The organism is Sporosarcina sp. CAU 1771, assembly GCF_054482775.1.
The window spans coordinates 1-24,458 of record NZ_JBTLRN010000031.1; the positions used below are offsets into that span (position 1 = coordinate 1).

Genomic DNA, 24,458 nt, shown 5'->3' on the forward strand with positions numbered 1-24,458 from the left:
GGGATGAAGCGGGACAGGTGAGACCCAGCAGGGAGCGATAGCGATCCGATGCGGCTCACCGCCCGCCCCGTGGAACGCGTCCGCTCGGAACGGAAATCAACAGTTTTAGCATAATCCTGTTGATGGGGACTTTTTCAGTGGCCTCGTCAATGGACAGTAGGTGTTTTTTAAATGCTGATAGATGATTTTCCTAGCAATAAAACAAGTTATCTAGTACACAAATAATGTCTACTTTAGTACAATTGTATAAACTGGTTTCGTTTGATTGAAAGGTACTGTCTGTTCATGTAAAATAATGAATGGAAAATAGGAGGTATTTACATTGACAGGATCAATTTCATTAATAGAAGTCGTCCTATCTGTACTGATTTTTATCGTCATTTTTTTCGGTATAGGATTCTTGTTAAATATGTTGTTGCGGATGACATGGCTTATGGCAATCATTTATCCGATCATTGTTATTCTAATTATTGACGAAGTTAAAATGTACCAGTACTTAACAAAGCCAGCGTATGCTTTTGGACTTCTAGGAGATAAAATCTTGAAGTTACATACAGTTGATATTGTTATTTTAGCAAGCGGACTTTTTGGTGCGATACTTTCTGGAATCGTCGTCAAATTATTAAGAAAACAAGGGTATCAAATGTTTTAACGGATACTTAAAAAAAGTGTACTTAAGCAAAATTTGCTTAAGTACACTTTTTTATAATAGAAATGAATAGGTAACAACTGAAATGAGAATACCAAGGACTGCGCCGGCAAAAACTTCACTTGGTTTATGACCGAGCAATGTTTTGAGTTCTTGGATTTTCTCATCTTCTTCTTTTGCTTGCCACCCTTTCGCTTCCTTCACAAACGTTTGAAAGTCATATCTAATTTGATTGATAATCGTTGCTTGTTGACCTGCTTGGAAACGAATTCCAGTCGCATCGAACATAACGATAACAGCAAAGATAGTAGAAACGGCGAAAAGCGTTGAATCGAGCCCGTGTTCATAGGCAATTGCGGTTGTCAGAGCTGTTACAGCAGCAGAATGTGAGCTAGGCATACTTCCAGTTGACGTCATTAGTCTCCAATCGAATTTACCTGTGATGAAAAATTGAATTGGAATTTTGATAAGTTGAGCAAAGATAATTCCAAATAATGCCGCAAGGAGCGGGATATTTTGAAGAATGGTCATACAGTTCCACTCCTTTTTCATAATAGAAAATAATAACATTAGTATACCACAATGCAGACAGATGATAACCAAATACATAGGATTGGTGTACTTCGTTTCAATTCGTTCGGTTGGTACTATACAATAAGGGGTGTATATAAAAAATGGAGGTATTTAAATGGACGCAACTATTTTGAATGTAGATTTTAGTGAAGTTAAAACAGATGTATTGGTTATTGGTGTACCTAAGCATCCAGAAAATATAGAAGGTTGGGAGAAGTTTGTTACTGCTTTTCATCCAAATCTTCCTAGTTGGCTATCAGGTGGGGATATTCAAACTGACTTCAAAAAAATCGTGAAAATTCCTTCAATGCATGAAGGTGGATATAAACGAGTTCTTTTTGTTGGACTAGACGCCAAAAAATCACTTAATGTCAATCGACTACGTGAAGTATTTGTTGCTGTAGGCAGAGATCTTAGGGAACTAAAAGCAGCGTCTGTGACAATCTGGACGGCACCATTTACAAATGATCACTTAGCATGCGATGATGTCGTGTTCGCGGCAGGAGAAGGCCTTGGGCTTGGTGCATATAAATTTGAAGGCTACCAAACGGATTCGAATGAACGGGATGTACAACTCCAAACGGTTTCTTTTTTATCACCAGGAGATCCTGATGAATTAAATGCTGCATATAAAGTAGGACAAATACATGCGTATTCCGTCAATGAAGCACGTAACCTGGTAAATATGCCACCCAATTTACTGACTGCGAAAGAAATGGCAAACTACGCGCGGAAACTTGCAAAGAAACATGATTTTGAAATCGAAGTGCTTGGGAAGAAGGAAATGGAAGAGCTAGGAATGGGCGCCATCCTTGCGGTAAATCAAGGCTCAGTGGAAGAACCTCAACTAATCGTTTTAAAATATCACGGAACAGAAGAGTGGAAAGACGTTGTTGGGCTCGTAGGTAAAGGAATTACTTACGATACAGGTGGATACTCATTAAAGCCTAAAGATGGCATGGTCGGTATGAAAGGCGATATGGGTGGCGCGGCTGCAGTTCTTGGCGCAATGAACACGATAGGTGAACTACGCCCTGCAAAGAACGTGATCGCCGTGATTGCATCAACAGATAATATGATTTCTGGCGAAGCTTTCAAACCAGATGATGTCATTACATCTTTAAGTGGAAAAACAATCGAAGTATTAAATACAGATGCTGAAGGGCGTCTTGTACTTGCGGATGCAATAACATATGCTTTGCAGTCCGGTGCGGATTATTTAATTGATGTCGCGACTCTTACAGGAGGAGTAATTGTTGCCTTAGGAATGGATAAAACAGGTGCCCTTACAAACAATGAAGAGTTTTTCGAAGAGTTTATGGAAGCGGCATTAGAAACTGGTGAATTTGTTTGGAGACTGCCACTCACTGAAAACGACAAGAAAAGACTGCGAAAAAGTGATGTAGCAGACTTGAATAACTCTCCAGGTCGTGACGGTCATATGATCTTTGGTGGTGGGTTTGTCGGAGAATTTGCTGGCAATACACCATGGATTCATTTAGACATTGCAGGAACTTCTGATGCAACAGCGGCTCATGACTTAGGGCCCAAAGGTGCGACAGGTGTGATGGTTCGTACGTTGGCAACACTTGTTGAGCGTATGACTGAGAGTGATTTAAAAGGCTGATAGGCCATTGTCCGCCTTCCCACGGATCTTTACGAATAGAATAAGTGGGAAAGGGGATGAAGTATGCCTAGAGGTTATGAAGGTCATAGAGGTGGAGGCCGTGGGTATAATAGCGGCCGTGGTCACGGTGGAGGTCGTGGCGGAGGATTTGGTTTAGGAGGATTTGGTTCAGAAGGATTTGGATTCGGAGGACCCTTTCTTGGTGGATTAGCTGGAGGATTACTTGGATCAGCGTTATTCCCAGGCTATGGGGGGTACGGAGGTTACGGTGGTTATCCCCAATACGGAGCTTACCCTCCATACGGTGGCAATCCATACTATCAATATCCTTACCCTCCATACAGCTATCCTCCGTATGGTTATTATGGACAGTATTGAATTTGAAAAAACGCACGGCAACCAAAAACTGGGTGCCGTGCGTTTTTTATTTTTCAAGACGTTCTTTATTTAAAGCTTCTTTTTTAGCTTGATTAACTACCGCAGCAAGATCATCACCAATGGTTAGATTCGTCGGTTTTACTCCAGAAATATAAGCAGCCCTACTCATTAAATGCCCACCAATGGGCCCAGTAATAAATAAGAATGCAATACCTAGAATGAGTTTGATACTAAAATGTCCTTCCACAAACCAATAGTGAATAAAGACACCCAATAAAATACTCATTACGCCAAGTGTCGTACTCTTTGCCCCTGCGTGAGCCCTGGTGTACACATCGGGGAGGCGAATAATACCAATGACTGCAACTACAGTGAAAACAAGTCCAACGACGATGGCGAAGACTGTGAGTGTGTTAGCTATTACGATCATACTCGATAATCTCCCCTTTCTCTATAAATTTTGAGAAAGCAACTGTTCCGATGAAAGACATAATCGCAATAAGTAAGATAATCTCAACGAAAAACTTCGTGTCAAATAAGATGGATAGTAGGGCAGTGGCCGAGATAATCATTACGCCAATCGCATCGAGTGCAACTAAACGATCAGGAATAGATGGTCCTTTAAAGACTCGATAAAGGAGGCCAATCATCGACACGATAACTATAATAAGAGAAACCCATATAAACATAATCATAGGCGGCTCACTTCCTTAATCGCTTTTTCAAACGAGTTTTTAATTGAATCAATCGCTTCATCGACATCATCGACATCGATTGCATGGATATAGAGTGTGTTTTGATCGTCGGATACATATAACACAATCGTACCTGGAGTTAATGTAATCAGGCTTGAAAGTAAGGTGATTTCCCAGTTTTGCTTTAAGTCCGTAGGTAAAGCAAAAATCATTGGATTAATATTGAGCTTTGGTCGAATGACTAAACGCAAGACGGAAATATTCGAAAGAACCAACTCTCTAAAGAAAATCAGTGACAGCTTGAAAGCAGCCCATAAACGTGCCGTATAAAAACGTCCTGTGAAAAATCGTCTCACCATAAAGATGAGAAGTAACCCGATTAAATAACCTATAACGAAAGTTGTTGGAGTAAGTGAACCACTAATTAACATCCACAGAAACGCTATAAAAAAGTTTAATAGTATTTGAAAAGCCAACGTCATCTACTCCTTTAACACCGCGTCAATGTAAGTAGACGGATGTAGTAATACATTCGATGCATCTGTCATATAAGGAAGCAGCCATTCTGTACCGACACCGTAAGCGATAGAAAGAATGACCAAAGCAACAGCGGGCAACATCAAGTTACGATAAGTCCGCGGATTTGTTGTTGGTAATTCAGTAGGGGTACCCCAAAATGCGTAGATGAAAATTCGAATGACGGATAACAAAACAATAAGACTAGAAGCTAGAATAATGATACTACCCCAAGTATTACCTGCTTCAAAAGCCCCCTGGACGATCAAGAGTTTACCTACAAAACCACTGAGCGGAGGAATCCCAGCGAGTCCAAAAGCTGCGATCAAGTACATCCATGCAAGTGTTGGGTGTGTTTTCATAAGTCCGCCCATTTTCCGTAAGTTTGACGTGCCTGTAACTGTAATAAGGACGCCGATTAATAAAAAGAGTGCGCCTTTTATGAGCATATCGTGAATTAGGTAGAAGACTGCACCAGTCATTCCTGCTTCATTCATTTGTGCAACCCCAAACAAAATTACACCGACAGCGATGACAATATTATAAATAATAATTTGTTTGACATCGAAATAAGCGAGTGCACCGATACATCCAGCAATAATCGTTAGAACAGAGAGGACTAAGAGTATGCCATGAGTAAACGCTATGTCATGTATAAAGAAAAGTGTATACGTTCTTGTAATCCCATAAACTCCAACTTTAGTAAGTAAAGCCCCGAATAATGCAAGTATAGGAACGGGGGGTGCCGCATAGGAGCCTGGCAACCAAAAGTATAATGGGAAAATGGCACCTTTTACTCCGAAAACAAGTAGGAAAAGAACCGCGACGACTGTTAGAATTCCTGTTTGGCCGTATTCAGTTATCTTCGCACCAATGTCTGCCATATTGACAGTACCTAAAACGGAGTAAAGCAATGCGATTGCAACAACAAAGAGTGCTGAAGAAATAACGTTTATGAGAACGTACTTAACAGATTCCCGAAGCTGTCTTTTCTCTCCCCCAAGAGCAATGAGTAAATACGAAGCAATTAGCAACACTTCAAAGAAAACGAACATGTTGAAAATATCACCAGTTGTGAAAGCTCCATTTACGCCAGCTAACATGAACAAAATAGCAGGGTAATAAAAGAAGCGTTCACGCTCATTACCTATAGACGAAAAGCTATAAACAACGACGAATAAGGTAATTAAAATCGATGTAGTGACAAGAAGTACAGAAAACATATCGGACACCATAGAAATACCGAAAGGTGCTGGCCAACTTCCGAGTGTTAGCGATTGAACGCCATCTGCTTTCACCTTACTAACTAAGATAAGGGCAGCGCCAAGGCTTACGAGTAAGCCGATAATTGTTAAGTACCGCTGAACTCGAACATTCTCTTTAAAAAAGAGAAGAAGGATTCCGAACAAAAAAGGTAGTAAGATTGGAAACAAAAGTAAATTAATCATGTTCGTCATTTCCTCTCAAGAGATTCATATTATCCGTTTGATTTTCAGCATACATTCGATAAGAAATAACGAGTAGGACTGCAGTTACCCCAAAGCTTATTACAATTGCAGTTAAAATAAGCGCTTGTGGTAGAGGATCGGCATAATCAGTTACACCCTCAGCTACCACAGGTGGTGAGATACCGCCAAGTCCCCCCATAGTTAATATTAGTAAATGAGCACCATGACTAAGGAGTCCTGTCCCAATAATGATTTTGAGAAGACTTTTGGAAAGAATTAAGTAGACGGCCGCCATAAATAAAATACCGATGACGATTGACATAATAAGTTCCATTAAGAATCTCCTCCAATCGATTGAATGATTGTAATCGTTGCACCAACAACGACTAAATAGACGCCCGCATCAAACATCATAGCTGTGTGGAGTGATGAAACTCCAAAGAGTGGCAAGTCAAAATCACCAAAAGCATGTGTGAAAAACGGGACATTTAAGAAAATTGAAGCAGATGCAGTTCCTAGTGCAATCAGTAAACCAGTAGCCATCACTATTGTAAAATTAAAAGGTAACACAGTTTGCACTGTTTTTAAATCGAAAGCAAGAAGTAACAAGATAACTGCGCCGGCAGTAAGTAGACCGCCAACGAATCCTCCACCAGGTGTATAATGCCCTGCGAAAAAAATGTGAATGGAAAACAAAAAGATAATGAAGAATACGACTTGGGTTGTCGTCTGTAGGATGACATCATTCGTTTTCATTCGTATTCTCCTTTCTAGTTAAACGTAATCGAATTAAAGCAATTACTAATATACCTGCAATTGATAAAACCGCTATTTCAAACAAAGTATCAAAACCACGGTAATCAACAAGAATAACGTTTACAATGTTCCCGCCAGCAGCTTCAGTTGAAACGGTATCTTTATAAAACTGGGAAATCGAAGACACCAGTTTTTGTGAATGAGCTGATAAAGCAACAAGTGTTACTGTAATTCCCACTCCCGCTGCAATAATAAAGTTACCTAATTTGAAACCGGATGTTTCCCCGTGGTTGCTCAACTGTGGCAATCGCTGAAAAGCAAGTAGGAACAGAGCGACCGAAACGGTTTCTATCACTAATTGAGTAAGGGCAAGATCTGGCGCTTTAAAGATGACGAAGAACAACGATACGGCGTACCCGACGGCACCTAGTGCAATAATCGCCGAAAGCCTCGTTTTTGCAACGATAATCATTCCGACAGAAAGCACGAGAATAATCGCGGTTAGGACTCCATAAAGGCTTACAGCTGAAAAGCTATCCATGTCAACTACAAATGCATCTTTAACAAACAATGTAATGTTCGTTATGATAACGATAAAGGCAAACATGTAAATCAAGTACGATCTTATAAGTCCATCCATATAAAATCGAGAAAGTCGGTTCATTCCAGTTTCACTACCAACCATCATTGAATCATAAAGAGTATTAAGAGATAAGAACTCAGGTTGAATATCGTAGATTTTTTGCCAACGATTTAGTTGACTGTAAAGAAGCAATCCAATCGCAACAATCGCAACCGTCAACCATAACTCTGTTGAATCGAAGCCGTGCCAGGCGGAAACATGAACATCAACATCAGATGGATGGGAATAGATGCTAGGTTGAATCGCCATAACTGCTGGTTTTACCAACCACTTTCCTATTAAGTTCGGAATGAAGAAAATACCGACAACTAGCGATGCTAAAATAACAGGTGCGATGAGCATTCCGACTGGTGCCTCGTGTGGTGTTTGAGGAAGTTGTTCGCTTTTTTGCTTTCCGGCAAACGTATTCCACACAAAGTAGACGCTATATATAAATGTGAACACACTAGCAATCCAAGCAACTACTGGGAATATAATTCCCCAAGTAGAAAAATTGAACAGTTCAAAATGCGGAATCGCTAACATAGACTGAAGGAACATTTCCTTACTTAGGAAGCCGTTAAACGGTGGCAACCCCGCCATAGACATTGAGCCAATGAAAGCAACCGTGAAGCTGACCGGCATTATGCTCATTAATCCGCCTAATTTACGAATATCTCTTGTTCCTGTTTCATGATCGACGATACCCGCAATCATAAACAAACTACCTTTAAATGTTCCGTGGTTAATTAGATGAAAAACGGCTGCAAACGTTGCGAACTTGAAAATCGGATCGTCAGAGTGGTAAGCAATTGCACCAGCACCGAGTAAAGACATAATTAGACCAAGTTGGCTGACCGTTGAAAACGCTAAAATTCCTTTTAAATCTGTCTGTTTTACTGCAAATACAGATCCCCAAAATAGAGTGAGGAGACCAATTCCGGTAACAAGCCAAATCCAGACTTCAGATACAGCAAACAAAGGAGTAAATCTTGCAACAAGGTAAATCCCTGCTTTCACCATCGTTGCTGAGTGAAGATATGCGCTGACCGGCGTTGGTGCTTCCATTGCATCAGGCAACCATATATAGAATGGGAATTGTGCTGACTTTGTAAAAGCTCCGAGTAAAATAAGTACAAGTGCCAAAATGAAGAATTCTTGTCCAACAATCGTAGAGGCATTTGCTATCAATTCACGAATTGAATACGTGCCACCCATAATTGAAAGAAGAACAAATCCCCCAAGCATCATTAATCCACCAAATACGGTAATCATCATCGACTTCAATGCTCCGAATCGAGAGCGATCTCGAGTACTCCAATATCCGATGAGCAAGAAAGAAGAGATAGAAGTTAGTTCCCAAAAAAGATAAAGGGTAATTACGTTATCTGATTGGACTACACCTAACATCGCACTCATAAAAATTAGAAGATACACATAAAAATGATTCAATTTCTCCTGATTTTTATCGAGATAAAAAATGGAGTAGAGAACTACTAACGCTCCAATACCTGTTATAAGTAAAGTGAAAAGCAAACTGAGTCCGTCTATATAAGAGACAAACGATATTCCTAGAGATGGAATCCATTGCAATTCAGATTGAGCGAATCCGCCATCCATCGTTAGCCCAATAAAGCTTATGTAGTAAATGAAAAGAATGATGGGTATAAATAGTACAAACCATCCTGTGTGTATGGCTTTTAGTCGTTTAAAAAGCAACGGGACAAAAAGGGCAGCCATAATCGGTAAGAAAATTAATAACACAAATTCCAAGAAAATTCTCCTCTCAATTAGTAAATCAATCTAACTTCGTTGTAATTGCTTTTGGGATTACGAAGGGGAGTCAACCTGAAAACCGTCGATTCCGCAACAATCGGGGGACATGCAATTGAAAATTGTCGCAAGTAGGTGGGCTAACCTAGACTTCCCTAAGTTGGCTTCATTCAAAACTTATGGCATCCACAGACCTTCAATTTAAAGAATGTATTCCCCACACAAAAAAATAAATGAACGCAAAAAGCCCGCCACAAAAGGACATAGAAACCCCTTGGTGACAGACTCCTCCAAAAAACTCATTTATTTGATTGAAGTTACTATAACATAGCATTTGATTATTGTACAACTGAAGTTATATCCATTTTATAGGGGTTGATTTGCTTATTTTGAATAGCTTCCTATATTATGGAGAAGGTACATTATTTTGATGTTTGAGGTGTGAAATGAAAAATCCATACATATTCGGTTACTTACCATTTGTAACAATTGTGCTTTTTAGTTTGACGTTTGGTGTCTTTACGGTAAGTATATCCGTTGATTTGTTCAAAGAAATTGGACTGTACTCAGGGATGCGTGAGTTTTTAACAGATCTTCAATTACGAATTTTTTTACTTGTGATCTATACATTGTTATTTTTCATGATATTCTCAGCAATGAAGCTAATAGCTGAAACCATTCATGAAACAGCAATGCTCTTTTTCTCCAAAGATATTGAAGGAAAGTCATATAGCGCAGCACGTGGTGGAAATGTCATCTATTTTTTCGGAGCATTAACTTCGGCTGGCGGTATTCAATCGATTCAACTATTAGTCGGTATATTCTTGTTAACTACTTTTATTTATTTTGTATACGTTGTGTATAAGTTAAGTAAATTTATGACAATAGCAAGTACGCTCGGCCTTATTATTTTTGAAATTACTATATGGAGCGCTCTTGTTTCAATGATTATCTATATTTTACTTAGGTTATATAATGGAGTAATTGCTAGTCTGCCATCCATAAACTAGGTAGATAGAATAAACTTAACTTTAAAACAACTATTTTTGAAGCAACGCAGAAAAAACTTGTAAGTGTATTTTTCTATTGCTGACGCCGGGCATTGGTTTAGGTTGATCATGGCCAATCCACACTGCTGTAGTGTATTGATCGTTCATTCCAGCAGTCCACAAATCCTTATCCTGATTGGAAGTTCCAGTTTTCGCACCCGTATAAGAAGTTGTGTATGTAATCCCTCGTCCAGTTCCGTTTACTACAACATCTTCCATCAAATTACGCACAATCGCTGTAGTTGATGGAGACCAGACATTTACCCGCTCTTCATTCCATTCATATAATAAATGACCATCTTTATCTTTTACGGTTTGAATTGCACGTGCAGGGACGAATTTTCCGTCGATAAATCCTGTATAAGCACCAGCGAGTTCAAGTGGTGTTACACCCTTTGTCAAACCACCGAGTGCTGCAGGGTATATTTTATCTTTTGATGTGATTGATTTAAATGCGAAAGGTTCTAGATAGCTGAATGCCTCATCTATTCCAACTTGTTGTAAAACTCGAACGGCCGCTGTGTTGTGGCTATTACGAAAAGCTTCTTTTATTGAAACATTCCCGTAAACATAGCCACCAAAATTCGTTGGACAATAGGATCCGATACAAAGATTCCCACTGTTTATTGTCATTTTAGCCGCATTAGGGTTGCTTTCAAAAAGCGGTCCGTAAACTAGAAGTGGTTTGATAGCAGAGCCAGGTTGCCGAACGGCTTGGAACACGCGGTTAAAATCAGCTTTTTTATAATCTCTTCCTCCATATAGACTGACGATTTTCCTTGTTTTATTGTCAATAACAACCGCGCCTGCTTGCAACCCTTCAGGTTCTAATAACTTCGTAACAGTTGCCTCATCTAGAAGCTGCTTTTTAGATTCTAATGCAGTTTCAATAACAATTCCCGAGGACATTACTTCTTTTGTACGTTTTTTCAATTGTGACGTTAGTAGTCGTTTACTATCGTCTGTATTGGTTTCCTCTATTTTTTTTAGAAAACCCTCAGTTTCACCAATTAATTCTTGCAGCTCGGAAAAGACATATGTAGTATAAGCAGGAAATTGATTCATTTTCTCTTTAATATCTAAATCAATGGTAAGGTCCTTCAAAATAAGTGCTTCATCGTTTGGTAAAACACCATTTTTTACAAGTACATTCAATAGAAGCTCTTGTCTCTTTTTCGTACGTTCAAAATAATTAATAGGGTTATATAAGGATGGGTTGTTTGGAATTGCTGATATAAAGGCGATTTCTGCTTTGTTTAGCTCTGCTAAAGGTCGATTAAAATAATAAGTTGCAGCTGCACCAATCCCATATACTTGGTTTCCAAAATACATTTCATTTAAATACATTTCTAGTATTTTATTTTTATCGATTCGTTTTTCGAGCTCTGCAGCATAAAGTAATTCAATTACTTTACGTTCATATGTTTTATCAGTCGACAAAAAACGCATTCGAACAAGTTGTTGTGTAATGGTAGAACCCCCTTGTGAGAGATTCTCTGTAGAAGCGTTAGCAATGAAAGCACGCGTAATCGCAGCTACGTCATACCCGCGGTGCTCATAGAAGCCAGTGTCTTCACTTTCAAGAAAAATTTGCTGTACGAAGATAGGTATATCTGCAAGTAGGAGAGGATCACGCCACTCGACATACTCTTCAGAAAAAATAGTGCCGTTTTGATCTTTTAATATAATTGGAAGGTCACTAGGTGGATGCGATAATTCAATAGACTCAGTAACTTTGTCATCAAATAACTCTGCACTATGTACTTCTGTATTAATCGCTTGAAGTACGAAGAATAGTATTGGGAAAGTAAGAATGATAACGATATAACCGATAACTTGTTTCATCTTCGGACCTCCATACATTTATAGTGCTTTCTAGTAAAAGAATAGCACACTTCCAAAAGCAGGGCGTACTGATTTTTAATTTTTGAAAGTACTGTTCTGATCTGTGGCTTCAAGAAAATCTTCGAAACTTTGTATGGGTTTCCGAGTTGCATGGCGAAGCAACAGAAAGCCGACTAAGAATAGTGAAGCGGTTAGTATGAAGACAGAAGATATTCCGATAAATCCGCTTATTATACCTCCAAGCATTGGACCGACAATATTGCCAAGGAATCTGAAACTAGTGTTGTAGCCCATTACTTCACCTTGTATATTAAGTGGTGCTTCTCTGCGTACGAGTGCGGTTGTAATGGGGATCATTCCACCAACAGCTATACCGAAAAGTAAACGACAAACTATCAATTGCCACAATTGAGTTACGAATGCTTGTGGAATAACGAATAAAAACGAAAGAAGGAGGAGAATTGATAATACTTTTTCATATCCAATGTCGTCCCCAATTTGCCCCCACTTCCTAGCGAAAAGTAAATTACCCAGACCTGCAGCGCTAAATGTTAGACCTGCAAGAAATGCTACATCTTTTGCGTCTGTTAATTCGGCGACATACAGAGAAAGGAGAGGCTGGACACTAAAGTTACCCATTTGTATAATGGTAGTGATAACCATAACATTGAGCATTAAGCGATGTTGAAACAGACCTTTCAATATTGCTTTTCTCGAGTAATTGATAGCACGTTTACTTTTTATACGGACAGTTTCCTTAATTCCAAAGAGGACGATGACGGCGGCGATAATAACAGAAACGGAAGTAATAATGAACGTATACTGAAATCCAAAAGCGTCGGCAAGTAACCCGCCAAAAACTGGCCCGAAGAGCATGCCTGAAACACTACCCATCTGTAAAGTGCCAAGCATTTTGCCAGCTTCTTCTTTTTTAGTTTGGGAAGAAATAAAAGCTAATGAAGTAGGTATGAACCCCGTCACGACTCCATTAAGTAATCGAAGGATAAAGAAAGCTTCTACAGTCTGAACAAAGCTCATTAAAAAAATGGATGTTGCAATTCCGAGGCCATTAATTAACAAGATAGGTTTGAAGCCGTATTTGTCAGCAATCCTTCCCCAAATGGGTGACATGAGGAAGGCTGTTACAAACGTAGCTCCAAAAATTAGTCCTGACCACTTTTGAACATATGCAGGAGAGTGATCGCCGAATGTATCTATGTATAAAGAGAGGAAGGGCATAATCATCGTTGTAGTTCCAGCAACTAAAAAATTACAAATCCAGATGATGATGAAATTACGCTTGTGCACGTCCATTTAGAAACCTTCTTTCTATTTCGTGCTTTCTCTTTAGTATAAAACAGTTCGGGTGCCGAAGGAAGAAACGTGCTTAATTATCGAAATTGGAAAAACAATATGGTAAACTAAATCGGGGTGAATAATAATGAAAAAAATGATGTTCTCACTCTTTGCTATCTTCCTTCTTTTCGTATTAACAGCATGCGGAACAGATAAAGATCTAGGTGAAAGTTCAGAGAAAGAAATTAACACTGAACAAGAACCAGTGAAAGAGACGAGTCCAAGTGATTCTGAGGATGCAGTACTTGTTCTTCCACAGTTAAATGACGAAGTGGCGACAAATGAGGCACTCATCATCATGAATACAACACTAGGTTCGATTAAGATTAAACTATTCCCCGACATAGCGCCAAAAACGGTGAAGAACTTTTTAACACATGCCGAAAATGGCTATTACGATGGAATAATTTTTCACCGGGTCATGGATGAGTTCATGATACAAGGTGGGGATCCAACGGGCTCAGGCCGAGGTGGAGAAAGTATTTATGGAGATTCATTTGAAGATGAATTTTCACGCAATGCGTATAACTTTCGTGGAGCTCTTTCTATGGCGAATGCGGGACCCAATACGAATGGTAGCCAATTTTTCATCGTTCAAGCAACACAGTTCGACGAGTCTACATTAAATCCAGATGTTGATTATTCCGAAAAGGTTGTTGAAGCCTATGTTGAAATGGGTGGAACTGCTCATCTCGATCAGAAACACACTGTATTCGGGCAAGTAATTGAAGGCATGGATACGGTCGATAAGATTGCGAAAGTCGAAGCGAAAGCTACAAAACCAGTCGATGATGTAGTCATTGAATCGATTGAAATTCTTCAAGATCCAACAAAATAAGTTAATTAGAAAATAGGAGGCACTACTTATGTACCCACAATTATCAAAAGAAGTTGCACCAAATGAAGCGCTTGTAGTAATGAACACAACTCTAGGACCAATCAAAATCAAGCTTTTCCCTGAAAAAGCTCCAAAAACGGTAGAAAACTTTCTGACGCATGCAGAAAATGGTTACTACGACGGTATTATTTTCCACCGCGTTATTGAAGATTTTATGATTCAAGGTGGGGATCCGACTGGAACAGGTATGGGTGGAGAAAGTATTTATGGTAGTACGTTTGAAGACGAGTTCTCATTGGAGTTATTTAACTTAAACGGTGCTCTTTCTATGGCAAACGCAGGACCTGGAACGAACGGTAGCCAGTTTTTCATCGTTCAAGCATCACGTGCACCTGGAACAGCAGATCAAATGACAAAAGGCGGATGGCCGGCAGAAATAGCTGAAGCGTATGCTGAAATGGGTGGAACACCACATCTTGATCAAAAACATACTGTGTTTGGACAAGTTGTTGAAGGAATGGACGTTGTAAACACAATTGCAGTCGTTAAAAAAGGCCGTCAAGATAAGCCGGTTGAAGATGTTGCAATCAAGTCTATCGAAATTCTTCAAAAATAATCTAAGACTTTTGAAATTTACTAAGTGAGGAAGTGAATGTAAGTGGACGTACTTTTAATGCCGTTCCTTTACTTTCCCGAAGATAAGACAGAATATATTCCTGCTGCATTTTCATTTCTAATTTTCGGTATTTTATTTGTATTTACATTCAGGTGGATCCGAAAAATTTCTAAAAAACAGGAATTAGCTACAAAAGAACTTGAAGAACGAATTTTAAAAGAACGAAATGAAGCAAATGAAAACCAGCATTCTCAACTTTGAGAATGCTGGTTTTTTTGAGTTCAAAAAAATACTGCCTACAGTTTACTCGTTTAAAGCTTTGATAAATCTTTTTACGCCATCTTCAACAGCCGCTTTAGGACAAGCAACATTCATGCGTAGAAAACCTCCACCAGATTCTCCGTATTTCGTACCTGGCTCAAGAGCAAGTCTTCCCTTATTAAGAAGCTTGTCCATGATGTCCTCTTCAGAAAGCCCTGTTTTTCTGTAATCGATCCAAAGCAAGTATGTACCTTGTGGTTTTCGAATGTTTATTCCGGGAACTGCACGTGTTAGTTCTGTAATTACATAGTCCATATTTGAAGAAACAACTTCCAATAGTTCTTCTAACCATGGGCCACCCTTTTCATAAGCTGCTTGTAATGCAGAAGCTGCGAGTGCGTTCAAATCCATTTGACCATGGGCCATTCCATTTTCTTGGAGCTTTGTTCGAACGTCAGAATCTGAGGAAATCATAATTGCAGCTTGAATACCCGCAAGATTAAACGTTTTTGTCGGTGCAACACAAGTAATGATTCTAGCATCTTCATTCCCAGAAATTGTTGAAAGTGGAATGTGCTTAGAACCAGAGAATACCAGGTCAGCGTGGATTTCATCAGATAAAATGAGCACATCGTATTTTGCACAAAGACGAACCATTTCTTTCAATTGTTCCTCGTTCCAAACGATACCACCAGGATTATGAGGGTTACAAAGAATGAATAGTTTGACATTATTTTGTAAAGATTTTTCGAATTCCTCGAAATCGATAGTATATAGACCGTCATCTTCAATCATTTCACATTCGACAATCGTTCTTTCCAATCGTCCCGGTACTTGGAAAAATGGCGGATAAACTGGTGACGTGATAAGAATGCCATCATTCCGCTTTGTGAATGTTTCAACTACAGAAGCGATTGCAGGAACGACGCCATGGTGGAATAACATCCACTCATTTTTAGTTTTCCAGTTGTGACGTTCGAGTAGCCATTCTCTAACTGCATCTTTGCATGATTCACAAATATAAGAGTATCCAAAAATAGGATGCTCCAATCTTTCTTTCATTGCATCTACAACAACTTGAGGAGCGGCAAAGTCCATATCTGCTATCCACATCGGCAAGATATCTGACGCATCCTCAATTCCGTAAATATCTTCCATACGATCCCATTTGATTGATCTAGTTTTTCTTCGTTCTATAACATTCAAAAATTCACTCAAGAGTATCCCTACTTTCTTTTTCACATTCCTATGTTATCATATCTTTATCCAAAGAAAAATAGGGTGAATGGAATGGAAATGATAGAAATTAATAAAAAAGCAACTTTACTTTTAGAAGAATGGAATCCATTCGAAGAAGTAAATAAAAACTATGAACTAGAAATCCGAGCAATCGTTTCACAATTACACAGTCTGGACCATCCGACAGACCTTGCAAAGAAGATTCGTGAAATCTATGAAAACTCCAACAAAGTCTGGATACCTATAGAGGAATGTGTACAGATTTCATACAAGCTTATCGCAATTAAGTACGAAGCGAAATGCATCGTTTAATAAAAAGATCCGCACCGATTTATAGACGGTGCGGATTTTTCATGAATAGATTTCAAGGACCCAAGCGATAAAAATAATTACGATTGCAATGGGGGCAGCATACTTAACGAGAAATTTCCATAGCCTGTTTAATGTAGGATGCATATCAAGCTCTTCATCTGTCTGAGCTTTTGATAGAACAAAGCCTGCAAAGATTGAAATTAGTAAAGCTCCAATCGGCATCCCGATTTTACTTGTAAGAAGATCCATGAAATCGAAAATCGTTCCTCCAAAAATCTTTACATCTCCGAAAACTCCAAATGAAAGAGCACTAGGTATACCAATAATGAAAATCAGCGTACCAAAGATCCATGATGCTCGCTTTCTTCTGTCATACTTTTTACGAATTCCAGTAGATACAACAATTTCAAGCATCGAAATGGCTGAAGTGAGTGTTGCGAAAAGCATTAGAATGAAGAAGATAATCATGGTGACATTACCAAAAGGAATCTGTCCAAATATTTCTGGTAAAATAACGAAAATTAAGCCAGGTCCTTCTGCCGGCGAGTGCCCCAGGGCAAATACCGCGGGAAAAATAACAAGTCCAGCTAATATAGAAATAACAATATTTAAAATAGAAACATTAAATGCTGATTGAGCCAATCGCTCCTCTTTAGGTAAATAGGAGGCATAGGTCATCATTGAGGTAACGCCGACACTCAACGAAAAAAATGCTTGACCGAGTGCAAGTAAAACGGTTTCACTTGTTAACAGGGACCAATCTGGAACAAATAGAAATCGAACGCCCTCCATAGCACCTTCAAGAGTTAGCGAGCGGATAGCAAGAATGACGAAGAAAATGAATAGCAGTGGCATCATCCATCGACTTGCACGCTCAATTCCCCCTTTTACTCCACCTTGTACAATCCAAATGGTTAGCAGTAGAAAAATAGCTTGAGCAAATAAAATTTCGAAAGGATTCGCAGTAATTGAAGCAAATAGTTCGCCATGGTCCGACGCGTCAAGTTTAAAAGTGACCGCCCTTACTAGATAAGAGAGGATCCAGCCACCGACAACGCTATAAAATGAAAGCACTATAAATCCAAATGCAAATCCAAGCCAACCGACGAGATACCATTTCTTACCCGGAGCTAATTTTTTTAATGTAGTAACTGCATCGGCTTGTCCCATTCGACCGATGACAAATTCTGCAAGTAAAATAGGCAAACCGATTGCTAAAGTACTTACTATAAATAAAAGAACAAATACACTACCTCCATTTGTTCCTGCCATATAAGGAAATTTCCATATTGCACCGAGTCCAATAGCGCTTCCTGCAGCTGCTAATACAAACCCAATCTTGGATGTCCATTGATCTCGTTGTTTCATAAAAATCACTCTTTCTACTTTATAAGATATATGAACCTTACTCATTGTACAGGAATGAAATTGCAAATACACTACAACGTAAAACAATTTGAAGGAAAGCTTTTCTCCATCAATAAAAAGTAGAAAGTAAGGAGGGAAATGTGGGAAGTTTATTTTTCAAGAATGCTTTGTTCAGGGAAAAAGTAGCCACATGAGGAGTTAACAACCATTGAGAATACTGCCTATATGCAAATAGCTTAGAGAAGATATTTCGAAATTGAACCAAAAGCTCTATATTAAGTTATACCGCATTTATCATGAATTCAAACTAGAGAATCGTTTCGATAACTGATAACATCTTCTCTTTTAATTAAAAGAAGGAAAAGTAAATCAACTTTGATACAATGGGATGAAATGGTAAAGGAGGACTCCGATGATTGACAATAATTGGACGGATGGCCATTATCAACAAATCGAGAGATTAGGTATTCAGTATGGACTGTCATTAAATGAGGCATTTCAAGTCACAATGGATACATATTTGTATATGCGAGAAGTAAAAAGTAATTCAGAGACTTACCTATATACATATGCATTAAACAAAATGAGTGAAATTCAAGTAAGAGAGCCCTTTATGAAAGATCTATTCTTATTTGAAGAAGATAGTGAACTTCATTCGAAGATAATTGACCTAGATAAGGAGTTACGAATCCCACTCATTCTATCTAGTTTTCAAGAAATAGAAAATGATCAAATTGCTACCATTCTAGAAGAGTCTATTGCGAATATTGAAGTTGCTATACAGACGGCAAAAGACCTTCTTGGTGATTATCAACTCGATAAACGCCTTGAACTTCTAAAGAAATCGTACAATCGTATACCTACACAATTTCAAGCCGAGAAACTAGTTAAAACGGTTTCTCCAATTAAAGTGAAGAAAGACAAAAAGAATAACTGGCTGATTTTATTGGGCTTATTTCTAATTAGTACTCTTTCCGTTACCTTTTTCTTGCCAGGTAAAGGAGAAACCGAAAAGGTCGCTACGAGTAGATTTGAAGAAGAATTTAAGGTTGAACGTAGTCTTCAACAAGAGTGGCTTATGCTATCAAACACGCGGTTTAACAAGCTAACGTTTATTCAAGAGGCGGATAAGCAGATGGCTGTATTCTTGGAAAATGAACAAGGCTATTCTGATGAAGAAGCCTTAGTTGAATTTGATAAAATCCGGCTTCAGTTAAAGTCGCCAGGAAAAATGATAGCAGGTTCACAATATGAGCATAACTTACGTGCCGATGAGGAGAAAAGCATTGAATATCTAACCTTATATCGGTCGAAAATAAAAGATTTATTGGAGATATATGATGAGATTCTATGGGACTTCAGAATCGAGATTGAAAACTTTGAGGTAAAGCATTACTTGAACAAGGCAGATCGACTCATGGAAAAGCCAGAAGAGTTTCCAGAGGAATTAAAGAATATGCTTTTCACAATGAAAGAAGAGTCGATACAACTAGTTGAAAATAAAAGCACAGGAGAAATTCAAACGAAATTTTTAATGACGGATATGTACAGGGAAGCACAATGGAATTTTCATCAAAATACATTTGGATATCTATATTTGATTGCAAATGAGGCCCAGGTTATTGGGGAAATGTTGTCAGATCCTCATCAAGAATTTTTCTATAATCTGTTTATTATGGAAGAAACATTGCAGAACGTGATAAAAGATGATGTATTGTATCCCGTGCTCTATGAAGAGTATGTATCGACTCTCCACCAACTAATTAAAGGTTCCTCTTCGGAGCAAATATTTAGCGAACAGGGTTCTGTAAAATTTGATACTAGAGAAATATGGCAAAGAATTTCCAATATGTATGATATCCGCCCTTCAAAGTATATATTGATGCCGATTGTTGAAGAAATGGAGAAATCGGGATGGGGTTCATCAACAGCTTGGGATACTTTTACGAAAGAATCGATAAAGGATGTATTGGAACTTGCACGAACTGGTGATTTGGAACGAAGCATGTACGGTGAACGCCCTACTTTCGAAGATGATTCCATTTCATTGCCGGACGAAAAGTTTTTTAAACAAGTGGAGCAACTTTATAAAGAATTTAAAGTATCCTATGATAGGAGTGTATTTAAAGGCCTATCGCCACTATTGATGGTGGGAGTCTATGACTATTCAAATGAAATGAAAGACCCAAGAACGATGTATCATTTATTAAGGAAAGATTTCGATCAATATTCAGAGACGGGGATTCAACAATCTTTGGAGGAATTTATAGCATCTTGGAAACAAGGCATATCTATTTTTAAAGATACAAATCAAATCAACTTTATAGCAGATAATGTGTACCGAATGCACCATGATTTTACTGGATCATTTGATCTTCAAACAAACAATTCTTCACGAGGATATAGTATATATATGGATGAAGAAGAGAATTGGTATATGTTTGAGCCAATTCACAAACTGTTACCAACGAGTCAAAATGAACTCGAAGTTATTAACGACTCCATCTTTAGAAGTGAAATACGAAATCTCTATAATTCCTTTTCAGAGTACATGGATTTCAGTTTCTTGGAAGGATGGAGTGCAAGTCGTGTAGTTGGCATTTACTTATATGCGGGTGAGGTCAAGGATTATGAGGCTCAATACGCCTTGATTTACAAAAGGGAACATATCGATACATTAAGCAAAGATGATTTCTTGAAGCAAGCCGAAAAGACACCTTCTTATAAATTGGAAGACCTATACACGTCGTTTTCATTTAATGTCAATGAGCCGGATGAAAATGAAGATTGGATTGGCATTGCAACGTTAGATGGTGTTTCTCAAGAAGAATCAAGCCAGCAAATGCAATTGATTTGGGAAGAAGGCATTTGGAGAATTATGTTCGATTAGAAAAGTGATTGATCGAATACTTTTAGTCCATCAAGATTTATTCGGTAGATGCGTGGAAACTGTAGGGGAAAAGCGTGCTGCTCTAACTAAAACCGTCTCAGCGTACTTTTGCCCAAGGGTTCTTATTATGGTATAATTTAGTTGGCCTTAATTGGTAGATACGATATATAAATTAGACTGGGAGCGGTTTCAAATGAGTAGAAAAATCGAAGTGGGTGAAGAACTTACTGGCATAGTTACTGGGATCCAGCCGTACGGAGCATTTGTCGCCTTGGAAGATGGAATCCAAGGACTTGTCCACATATCTGAAATAACTTACGGATTTGTAAAAGATATTGATGAATTTCTAATTGTTGGTCAAGAAGTGAAGGTGAAAGTGTTAGAAATAGATGAAGAAGCGGGGAAGATTAGTCTTTCAATTCGCGCTTTACTAGAAGCACCTCCTGTTATTAAAAAGGACGATAATTCAAGAAAAACATTACAAGCACGTGTCAATGAGCGAGATGCAGATGGATTTAACTCGTTAAAAGACAAATTACAAGATTGGATCAATCGATCGGGACAATAAAAAATGAGCTATGGCGATTTCGCCTTAGCTCATTTTTTATTGTCTTTTTCATTTTCGAAAGCGAGTTACCAAAGTTCTTATGATTTACGTACTTTCCTCAATCGATATTGAAGATTTTGCCTACTCATTCCGAGTGCATTTGCCGTTTTAGTTATATTTTGATTGTGAAGTTGCATTGCCTTTTCTAAGTAATACACTTCGGTTTCAAATAAAAACTGTTCGAGTGTTAGTAGTTCTTTATCGGGCTGCACTATGAAATCCGTAACTACGTTAGGATGATTTTCCAAATTGCTACTTTTCATTCGAAAATGAAGGGGAAGCATTTCAAAAGTGATGAGGCTTTCAGTCGTTGCAAGTGAAGTCGTTTCATCAATTAGAATTTGTAGTTCACGCATATTACCTGGCCATTCATACGTTAAGAAAAGTTTTTCAACTTCAGATGAGATACCTTCTAACGGTGACCCAAAACGCTCATTTCGTCTACTTAAATAGGATGAGACGAAGGGCAGTATGTCTTCTTTCCGTTTACGAAGTGGCGGAATGCGGATTGTAAAGGAAGCAAAGAAATAGTATAAGTCTTTGAGTAACGTACCCGAAGCAATTAATTCAACCGGGTCGTCCCCAATGCTTGCTATACATTGATGATTGGATTCGGATGCGTTTGAGAGTTCATGTAATAGCTTTCTTTGGAGAGGAATTGTCAGAAGATCAATTCGTTCACAAAATAAGGTGTAGGAGTCTACATTTTTTAAATCCTCTATTAAATGCTCTGTAAGTAAAGGATCTGAACTATGGCAATGAAGTGTGTAAAATAGACCGTTTGAAGGGGATGATTCGTTATGGATGCTTTCGGCAATCAGGTCTTTACCTGTTCCACTCTCTCCTATAAGAAGTACGGGCAATTTTGCTTGAACGGCTTTCTTTGCAGTTGCAATCACTGTTTGCATCTCAGAGGAAACGGCTATAATTCGGTTGAAATTAATGGGTTCATCATCTTTTCGTATCGATTGTCGAAATTTCTCTAAAGCTGTAACGTCACGAGAGAGTTCCACGGCACCTATTAATTGTGTTTCATCGAAAACAGGAAAAGTGTCGTTAATGGTGGTAATCTCAGTACCTTTTCGGTTCCAATAAGTTTGTTTGACATTTAATAATTCCTTTTCGGTCGTTAATACTTTAAGTAAAGTACTGTCCTCCTGATCCAAGTTAAAAAGTTCGAGTATTGAACGGTCTTTCACATCTTCAAGTTCAAGCCCCTCAATTTCCTTCATTTTAGAATTATATATAATCGTATGCCCATCTTTGTTAACCGCGTGTACACCGAGAGCTGCTTGTTCAACTGCAAGTGAATAGAAAGGGAAAAGTAGTTCATCTGTATTTTTCAAGAAATCACCATCCATAAAAGTTTAAAGGAGCATTTAGTAAATAATACTTGATATATGCAAAGTTATCTTGCATTATTATATATGTAATCAAAGTTTAGTGCAAATATTTTTTGCGTTTAATATAACTGAGGAGGAAAATCATGATTCCATACAAACATGAACCATTCACTGATTTTACGCAGGAGGAAAATCGCCTGGCATTCCAAGAGGCTTTAGAGAAAGTAGAAGGGTACCTTGGAAAAGACTATCCACTTATTATTGGTGGAGAGAGAATTACAACTGAAGAAAAACTGATATCTACGAATCCAGCAAATAAAGAGGAAATTATTGGCCGTGTTTCTAAAGCCAGCAAAGAACTCGCAACAAAAGCTATGGAAGTAGCTGATGAGACGTTTAACACTTGGAAAAAAGTAAAGCCTGAATTCCGGGCAGATGTTTTATTTAAAGCAGCGGCAATTATTCGCCGCCGAAAACATGAATTTTCAGCGTTACTAACTAAAGAAGCTGGGAAGCCTTGGAACGAAGCTGACGGAGATACAGCAGAAGCAATTGACTTCCTAGAGTTCTATGCGCGTCAAATGCTTTCCCTTAAGAATGGGGTACCAGTTGAAAGTCGTCCAGGAGAATCGAATCGTTTTGATTATATTCCTCTTGGAGTTGGCGTTGTTATTTCACCATGGAACTTTGCATTTGCAATTATGGCTGGGACGACAGTTGCGGCCCTTGTAACAGGAAACACAGTTCTATTGAAGCCTGCTTCAACTACACCAGTTGTGGCATATAAGTTTATCGAAGTGCTTGAAGAAGCAGGAATGCCAGCAGGGGTTGTGAATTTCATTCCTGGTTCGGGGTCAGAAATAGGAGATTATTTAGTTGATCACCCAAGAACTCGTTTTATTTCATTCACGGGCTCTCGTGAAGTTGGTACGCGCATTTACGAACGCGCAGCAATCGTTAACGAAGGACAAATTTGGCTGAAACGCGTTATAGCCGAAATGGGTGGGAAAGACACGATTATTGTTGACAATGATGCGGATCTTGAGTTAGCAGCTAATGCGATTGTAAACTCAGCATTCGGATTCAGTGGTCAAAAGTGTTCTGCATGTTCGCGTGCTGTAATTCATGAAGATGTATACGATGAAGTTGTAGCTCGTGTAGAAGAACTGACAAAAGTACTGACATACGGTGATCCAACAGATCGTTCGAATTTTGCTGGACCTGTAATTGATCAAGCATCATTTGATAAAGTGATGAGCTACATTGAAATCGGTAAGGAAGAAGGGCGATTGATCGCAGGTGGAGTGGGCGATGATTCCAAAGGATATTTTGTTGCTCCTACTGTAATTGCTGACTTAGATCCAAAAGCACGTGTGATGCAGGAAGAAATTTTTGGTCCAGTTGTTGGACTATGCAAAGCAAAAGATTTTGATGAGGCAATTGAAATTGCAAATAATACAGATTATGGCCTGACAGGTGCTGTTATTACGAATAATCGTGAAAAAATTGAACAAGCGCGCGAAGATTTTCACGTAGGAAATTTATATTTTAACCGCGGGTGTACAGGTGCAATCGTTGGTTATCAACCATTTGGCGGGTTTAATATGTCAGGAACAGATTCAAAAGCTGGGGGACCAGATTATTTACAGCTTCATATGCAAGGCAAAACAACTTCAGAAACGCTATAATATAATGTG

At 38.6% G+C, this 24,458-nt stretch carries 24 protein-coding genes; 11 read left to right on the top strand and 13 right to left on the bottom strand.

Going from position 1 to position 24,458, the window contains the following annotated elements:
• Positions 1-322: 322 nt before the first annotated feature.
• Positions 323-652: a YuiB family protein gene (locus tag ACXYMX_RS15290; protein WP_459045106.1), complete on the top strand. Its 330-nt coding sequence runs from the start codon at positions 323-325 to the stop codon at positions 650-652.
• Positions 653-703: 51 nt separating this feature from the next.
• On the opposite strand, the gene ACXYMX_RS15295 is transcribed toward ACXYMX_RS15290, so the two are convergent.
• Entirely contained in the window at positions 704-1,180 is a 477-nt protein-coding gene (locus ACXYMX_RS15295) for a divergent PAP2 family protein (RefSeq protein ID WP_459045107.1), read from the bottom strand.
• Positions 1,181-1,337: 157 nt separating this feature from the next.
• On the opposite strand from ACXYMX_RS15295, the gene ACXYMX_RS15300 reads away from it, so the two are divergent.
• Positions 1,338-2,849: a leucyl aminopeptidase gene (locus ACXYMX_RS15300; protein ID WP_459045108.1), complete on the top strand. Its 1,512-nt coding sequence runs from the start codon at positions 1,338-1,340 to the stop codon at positions 2,847-2,849.
• A 63-nt stretch (positions 2,850-2,912) separates the two neighbouring features.
• Positions 2,913-3,227, top strand: coding sequence for a hypothetical protein (locus tag ACXYMX_RS15305; protein WP_459045109.1), 315 nt, complete (start codon positions 2,913-2,915; stop codon positions 3,225-3,227).
• Between the two features lie 46 nt (positions 3,228-3,273).
• On the opposite strand, the gene mnhG is transcribed toward ACXYMX_RS15305, so the two are convergent.
• The 7 genes from mnhG to ACXYMX_RS15340 are packed head-to-tail and all read right to left on the bottom strand — an operon-like array spanning position 3,274 to position 9,037.
• Complete coding sequence (gene mnhG, locus ACXYMX_RS15310) at positions 3,274-3,657, bottom strand: monovalent cation/H(+) antiporter subunit G (protein ID WP_459045110.1); 384 nt, start codon at positions 3,655-3,657, stop codon at positions 3,274-3,276.
• Entirely contained in the window at positions 3,641-3,922 is a 282-nt protein-coding gene (locus ACXYMX_RS15315; protein WP_459045111.1) for a Na(+)/H(+) antiporter subunit F1, read from the bottom strand. Before ACXYMX_RS15315 ends, mnhG begins: the two co-directional genes overlap by 17 nt.
• Positions 3,919-4,398, bottom strand: coding sequence for a Na+/H+ antiporter subunit E (locus tag ACXYMX_RS15320; protein WP_459045112.1), 480 nt, complete (start codon positions 4,396-4,398; stop codon positions 3,919-3,921). The genes ACXYMX_RS15315 and ACXYMX_RS15320 overlap by 4 nt, the downstream gene beginning before the upstream one ends.
• Positions 4,399-4,404: 6 nt before the next feature.
• On the bottom strand, positions 4,405-5,886 hold the full coding sequence (locus ACXYMX_RS15325) for a Na+/H+ antiporter subunit D (protein ID WP_459045113.1): 1,482 nt from the start codon (positions 5,884-5,886) through the stop codon (positions 4,405-4,407).
• Positions 5,879-6,220: a Na(+)/H(+) antiporter subunit C gene (locus tag ACXYMX_RS15330; protein WP_459045114.1), complete on the bottom strand. Its 342-nt coding sequence runs from the start codon at positions 6,218-6,220 to the stop codon at positions 5,879-5,881. Before ACXYMX_RS15330 ends, ACXYMX_RS15325 begins: the two co-directional genes overlap by 8 nt.
• Positions 6,220-6,642: a Na(+)/H(+) antiporter subunit B gene (locus ACXYMX_RS15335; protein ID WP_459045115.1), complete on the bottom strand. Its 423-nt coding sequence runs from the start codon at positions 6,640-6,642 to the stop codon at positions 6,220-6,222. The genes ACXYMX_RS15330 and ACXYMX_RS15335 overlap by 1 nt, the downstream gene beginning before the upstream one ends.
• Positions 6,629-9,037 carry a Na+/H+ antiporter subunit A gene (locus ACXYMX_RS15340; RefSeq protein WP_459045116.1) on the bottom strand — a complete coding sequence of 803 codons (2,409 nt, stop codon included), beginning with the start codon at positions 9,035-9,037 and terminating at the stop codon, positions 6,629-6,631. The genes ACXYMX_RS15335 and ACXYMX_RS15340 overlap by 14 nt, the downstream gene beginning before the upstream one ends.
• 446 nt (positions 9,038-9,483) lie before the next feature.
• Here ACXYMX_RS15340 and ACXYMX_RS15345 point away from each other — a divergent pair, with 446 nt between their 5' ends.
• Positions 9,484-10,047 carry a YufK family protein gene (locus tag ACXYMX_RS15345; protein ID WP_459045117.1) on the top strand — a complete coding sequence of 188 codons (564 nt, stop codon included), beginning with the start codon at positions 9,484-9,486 and terminating at the stop codon, positions 10,045-10,047.
• Positions 10,048-10,077: 30 nt separating this feature from the next.
• Here the strand turns inward: ACXYMX_RS15345 and ACXYMX_RS15350 are convergent, their stop codons facing one another.
• Positions 10,078-11,931, bottom strand: a complete 1,854-nt coding sequence (locus tag ACXYMX_RS15350) for a transglycosylase domain-containing protein (RefSeq protein ID WP_459045118.1) — start codon at positions 11,929-11,931, stop codon at positions 10,078-10,080.
• Between the two features lie 75 nt (positions 11,932-12,006).
• Positions 12,007-13,245, bottom strand: a complete 1,239-nt coding sequence (locus tag ACXYMX_RS15355; RefSeq protein ID WP_459045119.1) for an MFS transporter — start codon at positions 13,243-13,245, stop codon at positions 12,007-12,009.
• A 127-nt stretch (positions 13,246-13,372) separates the two neighbouring features.
• On the opposite strand from ACXYMX_RS15355, the gene ACXYMX_RS15360 reads away from it, so the two are divergent.
• From ACXYMX_RS15360 to ACXYMX_RS15370, 3 genes are read left to right on the top strand one after another with little or no spacing between them, the layout of a single operon-like run.
• Entirely contained in the window at positions 13,373-14,125 is a 753-nt protein-coding gene (locus tag ACXYMX_RS15360) for a peptidylprolyl isomerase (protein WP_459045120.1), read from the top strand.
• Between the two features lie 28 nt (positions 14,126-14,153).
• Positions 14,154-14,741 (top strand): peptidylprolyl isomerase, encoded by a 588-nt coding sequence (locus ACXYMX_RS15365; protein WP_459045121.1) that lies wholly within the window; start codon positions 14,154-14,156, stop codon positions 14,739-14,741.
• 57 nt (positions 14,742-14,798) lie between these two features.
• Positions 14,799-15,002 carry a hypothetical protein gene (locus ACXYMX_RS15370; protein ID WP_459045134.1) on the top strand — a complete coding sequence of 68 codons (204 nt, stop codon included), beginning with the start codon at positions 14,799-14,801 and terminating at the stop codon, positions 15,000-15,002.
• A gap of 42 nt (positions 15,003-15,044) precedes the next feature.
• Here ACXYMX_RS15370 and ACXYMX_RS15375 read toward each other — a convergent pair whose 3' ends face one another.
• Positions 15,045-16,220, bottom strand: coding sequence for a MalY/PatB family protein (locus tag ACXYMX_RS15375; protein ID WP_459045122.1), 1,176 nt, complete (start codon positions 16,218-16,220; stop codon positions 15,045-15,047).
• Positions 16,221-16,292: 72 nt separating this feature from the next.
• On the opposite strand from ACXYMX_RS15375, the gene ACXYMX_RS15380 reads away from it, so the two are divergent.
• Positions 16,293-16,553, top strand: coding sequence for a DUF1871 family protein (locus ACXYMX_RS15380; RefSeq protein ID WP_459045123.1), 261 nt, complete (start codon positions 16,293-16,295; stop codon positions 16,551-16,553).
• Between the two features lie 39 nt (positions 16,554-16,592).
• Here ACXYMX_RS15380 and ACXYMX_RS15385 read toward each other — a convergent pair whose 3' ends face one another.
• A complete protein-coding gene (locus ACXYMX_RS15385) occupies positions 16,593-17,921 on the bottom strand; it encodes a sodium-dependent transporter (protein ID WP_459045124.1) in 1,329 nt (442 codons plus the stop codon).
• 412 nt (positions 17,922-18,333) lie between these two features.
• Here ACXYMX_RS15385 and ACXYMX_RS15390 point away from each other — a divergent pair, with 412 nt between their 5' ends.
• Together ACXYMX_RS15390 and yugI are read left to right on the top strand one after the other, a co-directional pair.
• Positions 18,334-20,811 carry a hypothetical protein gene (locus ACXYMX_RS15390; protein ID WP_459045125.1) on the top strand — a complete coding sequence of 826 codons (2,478 nt, stop codon included), beginning with the start codon at positions 18,334-18,336 and terminating at the stop codon, positions 20,809-20,811.
• Between the two features lie 193 nt (positions 20,812-21,004).
• Positions 21,005-21,379: a S1 domain-containing post-transcriptional regulator GSP13 gene (gene yugI / locus ACXYMX_RS15395; RefSeq protein ID WP_459045126.1), complete on the top strand. Its 375-nt coding sequence runs from the start codon at positions 21,005-21,007 to the stop codon at positions 21,377-21,379.
• 77 nt (positions 21,380-21,456) lie between these two features.
• Here the strand turns inward: yugI and ACXYMX_RS15400 are convergent, their stop codons facing one another.
• Positions 21,457-22,764 carry an AAA-type ATPase lid domain-containing protein gene (locus ACXYMX_RS15400; protein WP_459045127.1) on the bottom strand — a complete coding sequence of 436 codons (1,308 nt, stop codon included), beginning with the start codon at positions 22,762-22,764 and terminating at the stop codon, positions 21,457-21,459.
• Between the two features lie 137 nt (positions 22,765-22,901).
• On the opposite strand from ACXYMX_RS15400, the gene pruA reads away from it, so the two are divergent.
• Positions 22,902-24,449, top strand: coding sequence for an L-glutamate gamma-semialdehyde dehydrogenase (gene pruA / locus ACXYMX_RS15405; RefSeq protein ID WP_459045135.1), 1,548 nt, complete (start codon positions 22,902-22,904; stop codon positions 24,447-24,449).
• The last annotated feature ends 9 nt before the right edge of the window (positions 24,450-24,458 follow it).

Coding starts and splice junctions, on each gene's coding strand:
- ACXYMX_RS15295 (WP_459045107.1), bottom strand. CDS start 1,180: ATGACCATTCTTCAAAATATCCCGCTCCTTGCGGCATTATTTGGAATT.
- ACXYMX_RS15300 (WP_459045108.1), top strand. CDS start 1,338: ATGGACGCAACTATTTTGAATGTAGATTTTAGTGAAGTTAAAACAGAT.
- ACXYMX_RS15305 (WP_459045109.1), top strand. CDS start 2,913: ATGCCTAGAGGTTATGAAGGTCATAGAGGTGGAGGCCGTGGGTATAAT.
- mnhG (WP_459045110.1), bottom strand. CDS start 3,657: ATGATCGTAATAGCTAACACACTCACAGTCTTCGCCATCGTCGTTGGA.
- ACXYMX_RS15315 (WP_459045111.1), bottom strand. CDS start 3,922: ATGATTATGTTTATATGGGTTTCTCTTATTATAGTTATCGTGTCGATG.
- ACXYMX_RS15325 (WP_459045113.1), bottom strand. CDS start 5,886: ATGATTAATTTACTTTTGTTTCCAATCTTACTACCTTTTTTGTTCGGA.
- ACXYMX_RS15330 (WP_459045114.1), bottom strand. CDS start 6,220: ATGGAACTTATTATGTCAATCGTCATCGGTATTTTATTTATGGCGGCC.
- ACXYMX_RS15335 (WP_459045115.1), bottom strand. CDS start 6,642: ATGAAAACGAATGATGTCATCCTACAGACGACAACCCAAGTCGTATTC.
- ACXYMX_RS15345 (WP_459045117.1), top strand. CDS start 9,484: ATGAAAAATCCATACATATTCGGTTACTTACCATTTGTAACAATTGTG.
- ACXYMX_RS15350 (WP_459045118.1), bottom strand. CDS start 11,931: ATGAAACAAGTTATCGGTTATATCGTTATCATTCTTACTTTCCCAATA.
- ACXYMX_RS15355 (WP_459045119.1), bottom strand. CDS start 13,245: ATGGACGTGCACAAGCGTAATTTCATCATCATCTGGATTTGTAATTTT.
- ACXYMX_RS15360 (WP_459045120.1), top strand. CDS start 13,373: ATGAAAAAAATGATGTTCTCACTCTTTGCTATCTTCCTTCTTTTCGTA.
- ACXYMX_RS15365 (WP_459045121.1), top strand. CDS start 14,154: ATGTACCCACAATTATCAAAAGAAGTTGCACCAAATGAAGCGCTTGTA.
- ACXYMX_RS15370 (WP_459045134.1), top strand. CDS start 14,799: ATGCCGTTCCTTTACTTTCCCGAAGATAAGACAGAATATATTCCTGCT.
- ACXYMX_RS15380 (WP_459045123.1), top strand. CDS start 16,293: ATGGAAATGATAGAAATTAATAAAAAAGCAACTTTACTTTTAGAAGAA.
- ACXYMX_RS15385 (WP_459045124.1), bottom strand. CDS start 17,921: ATGAAACAACGAGATCAATGGACATCCAAGATTGGGTTTGTATTAGCA.
- ACXYMX_RS15390 (WP_459045125.1), top strand. CDS start 18,334: ATGATTGACAATAATTGGACGGATGGCCATTATCAACAAATCGAGAGA.
- yugI (WP_459045126.1), top strand. CDS start 21,005: ATGAGTAGAAAAATCGAAGTGGGTGAAGAACTTACTGGCATAGTTACT.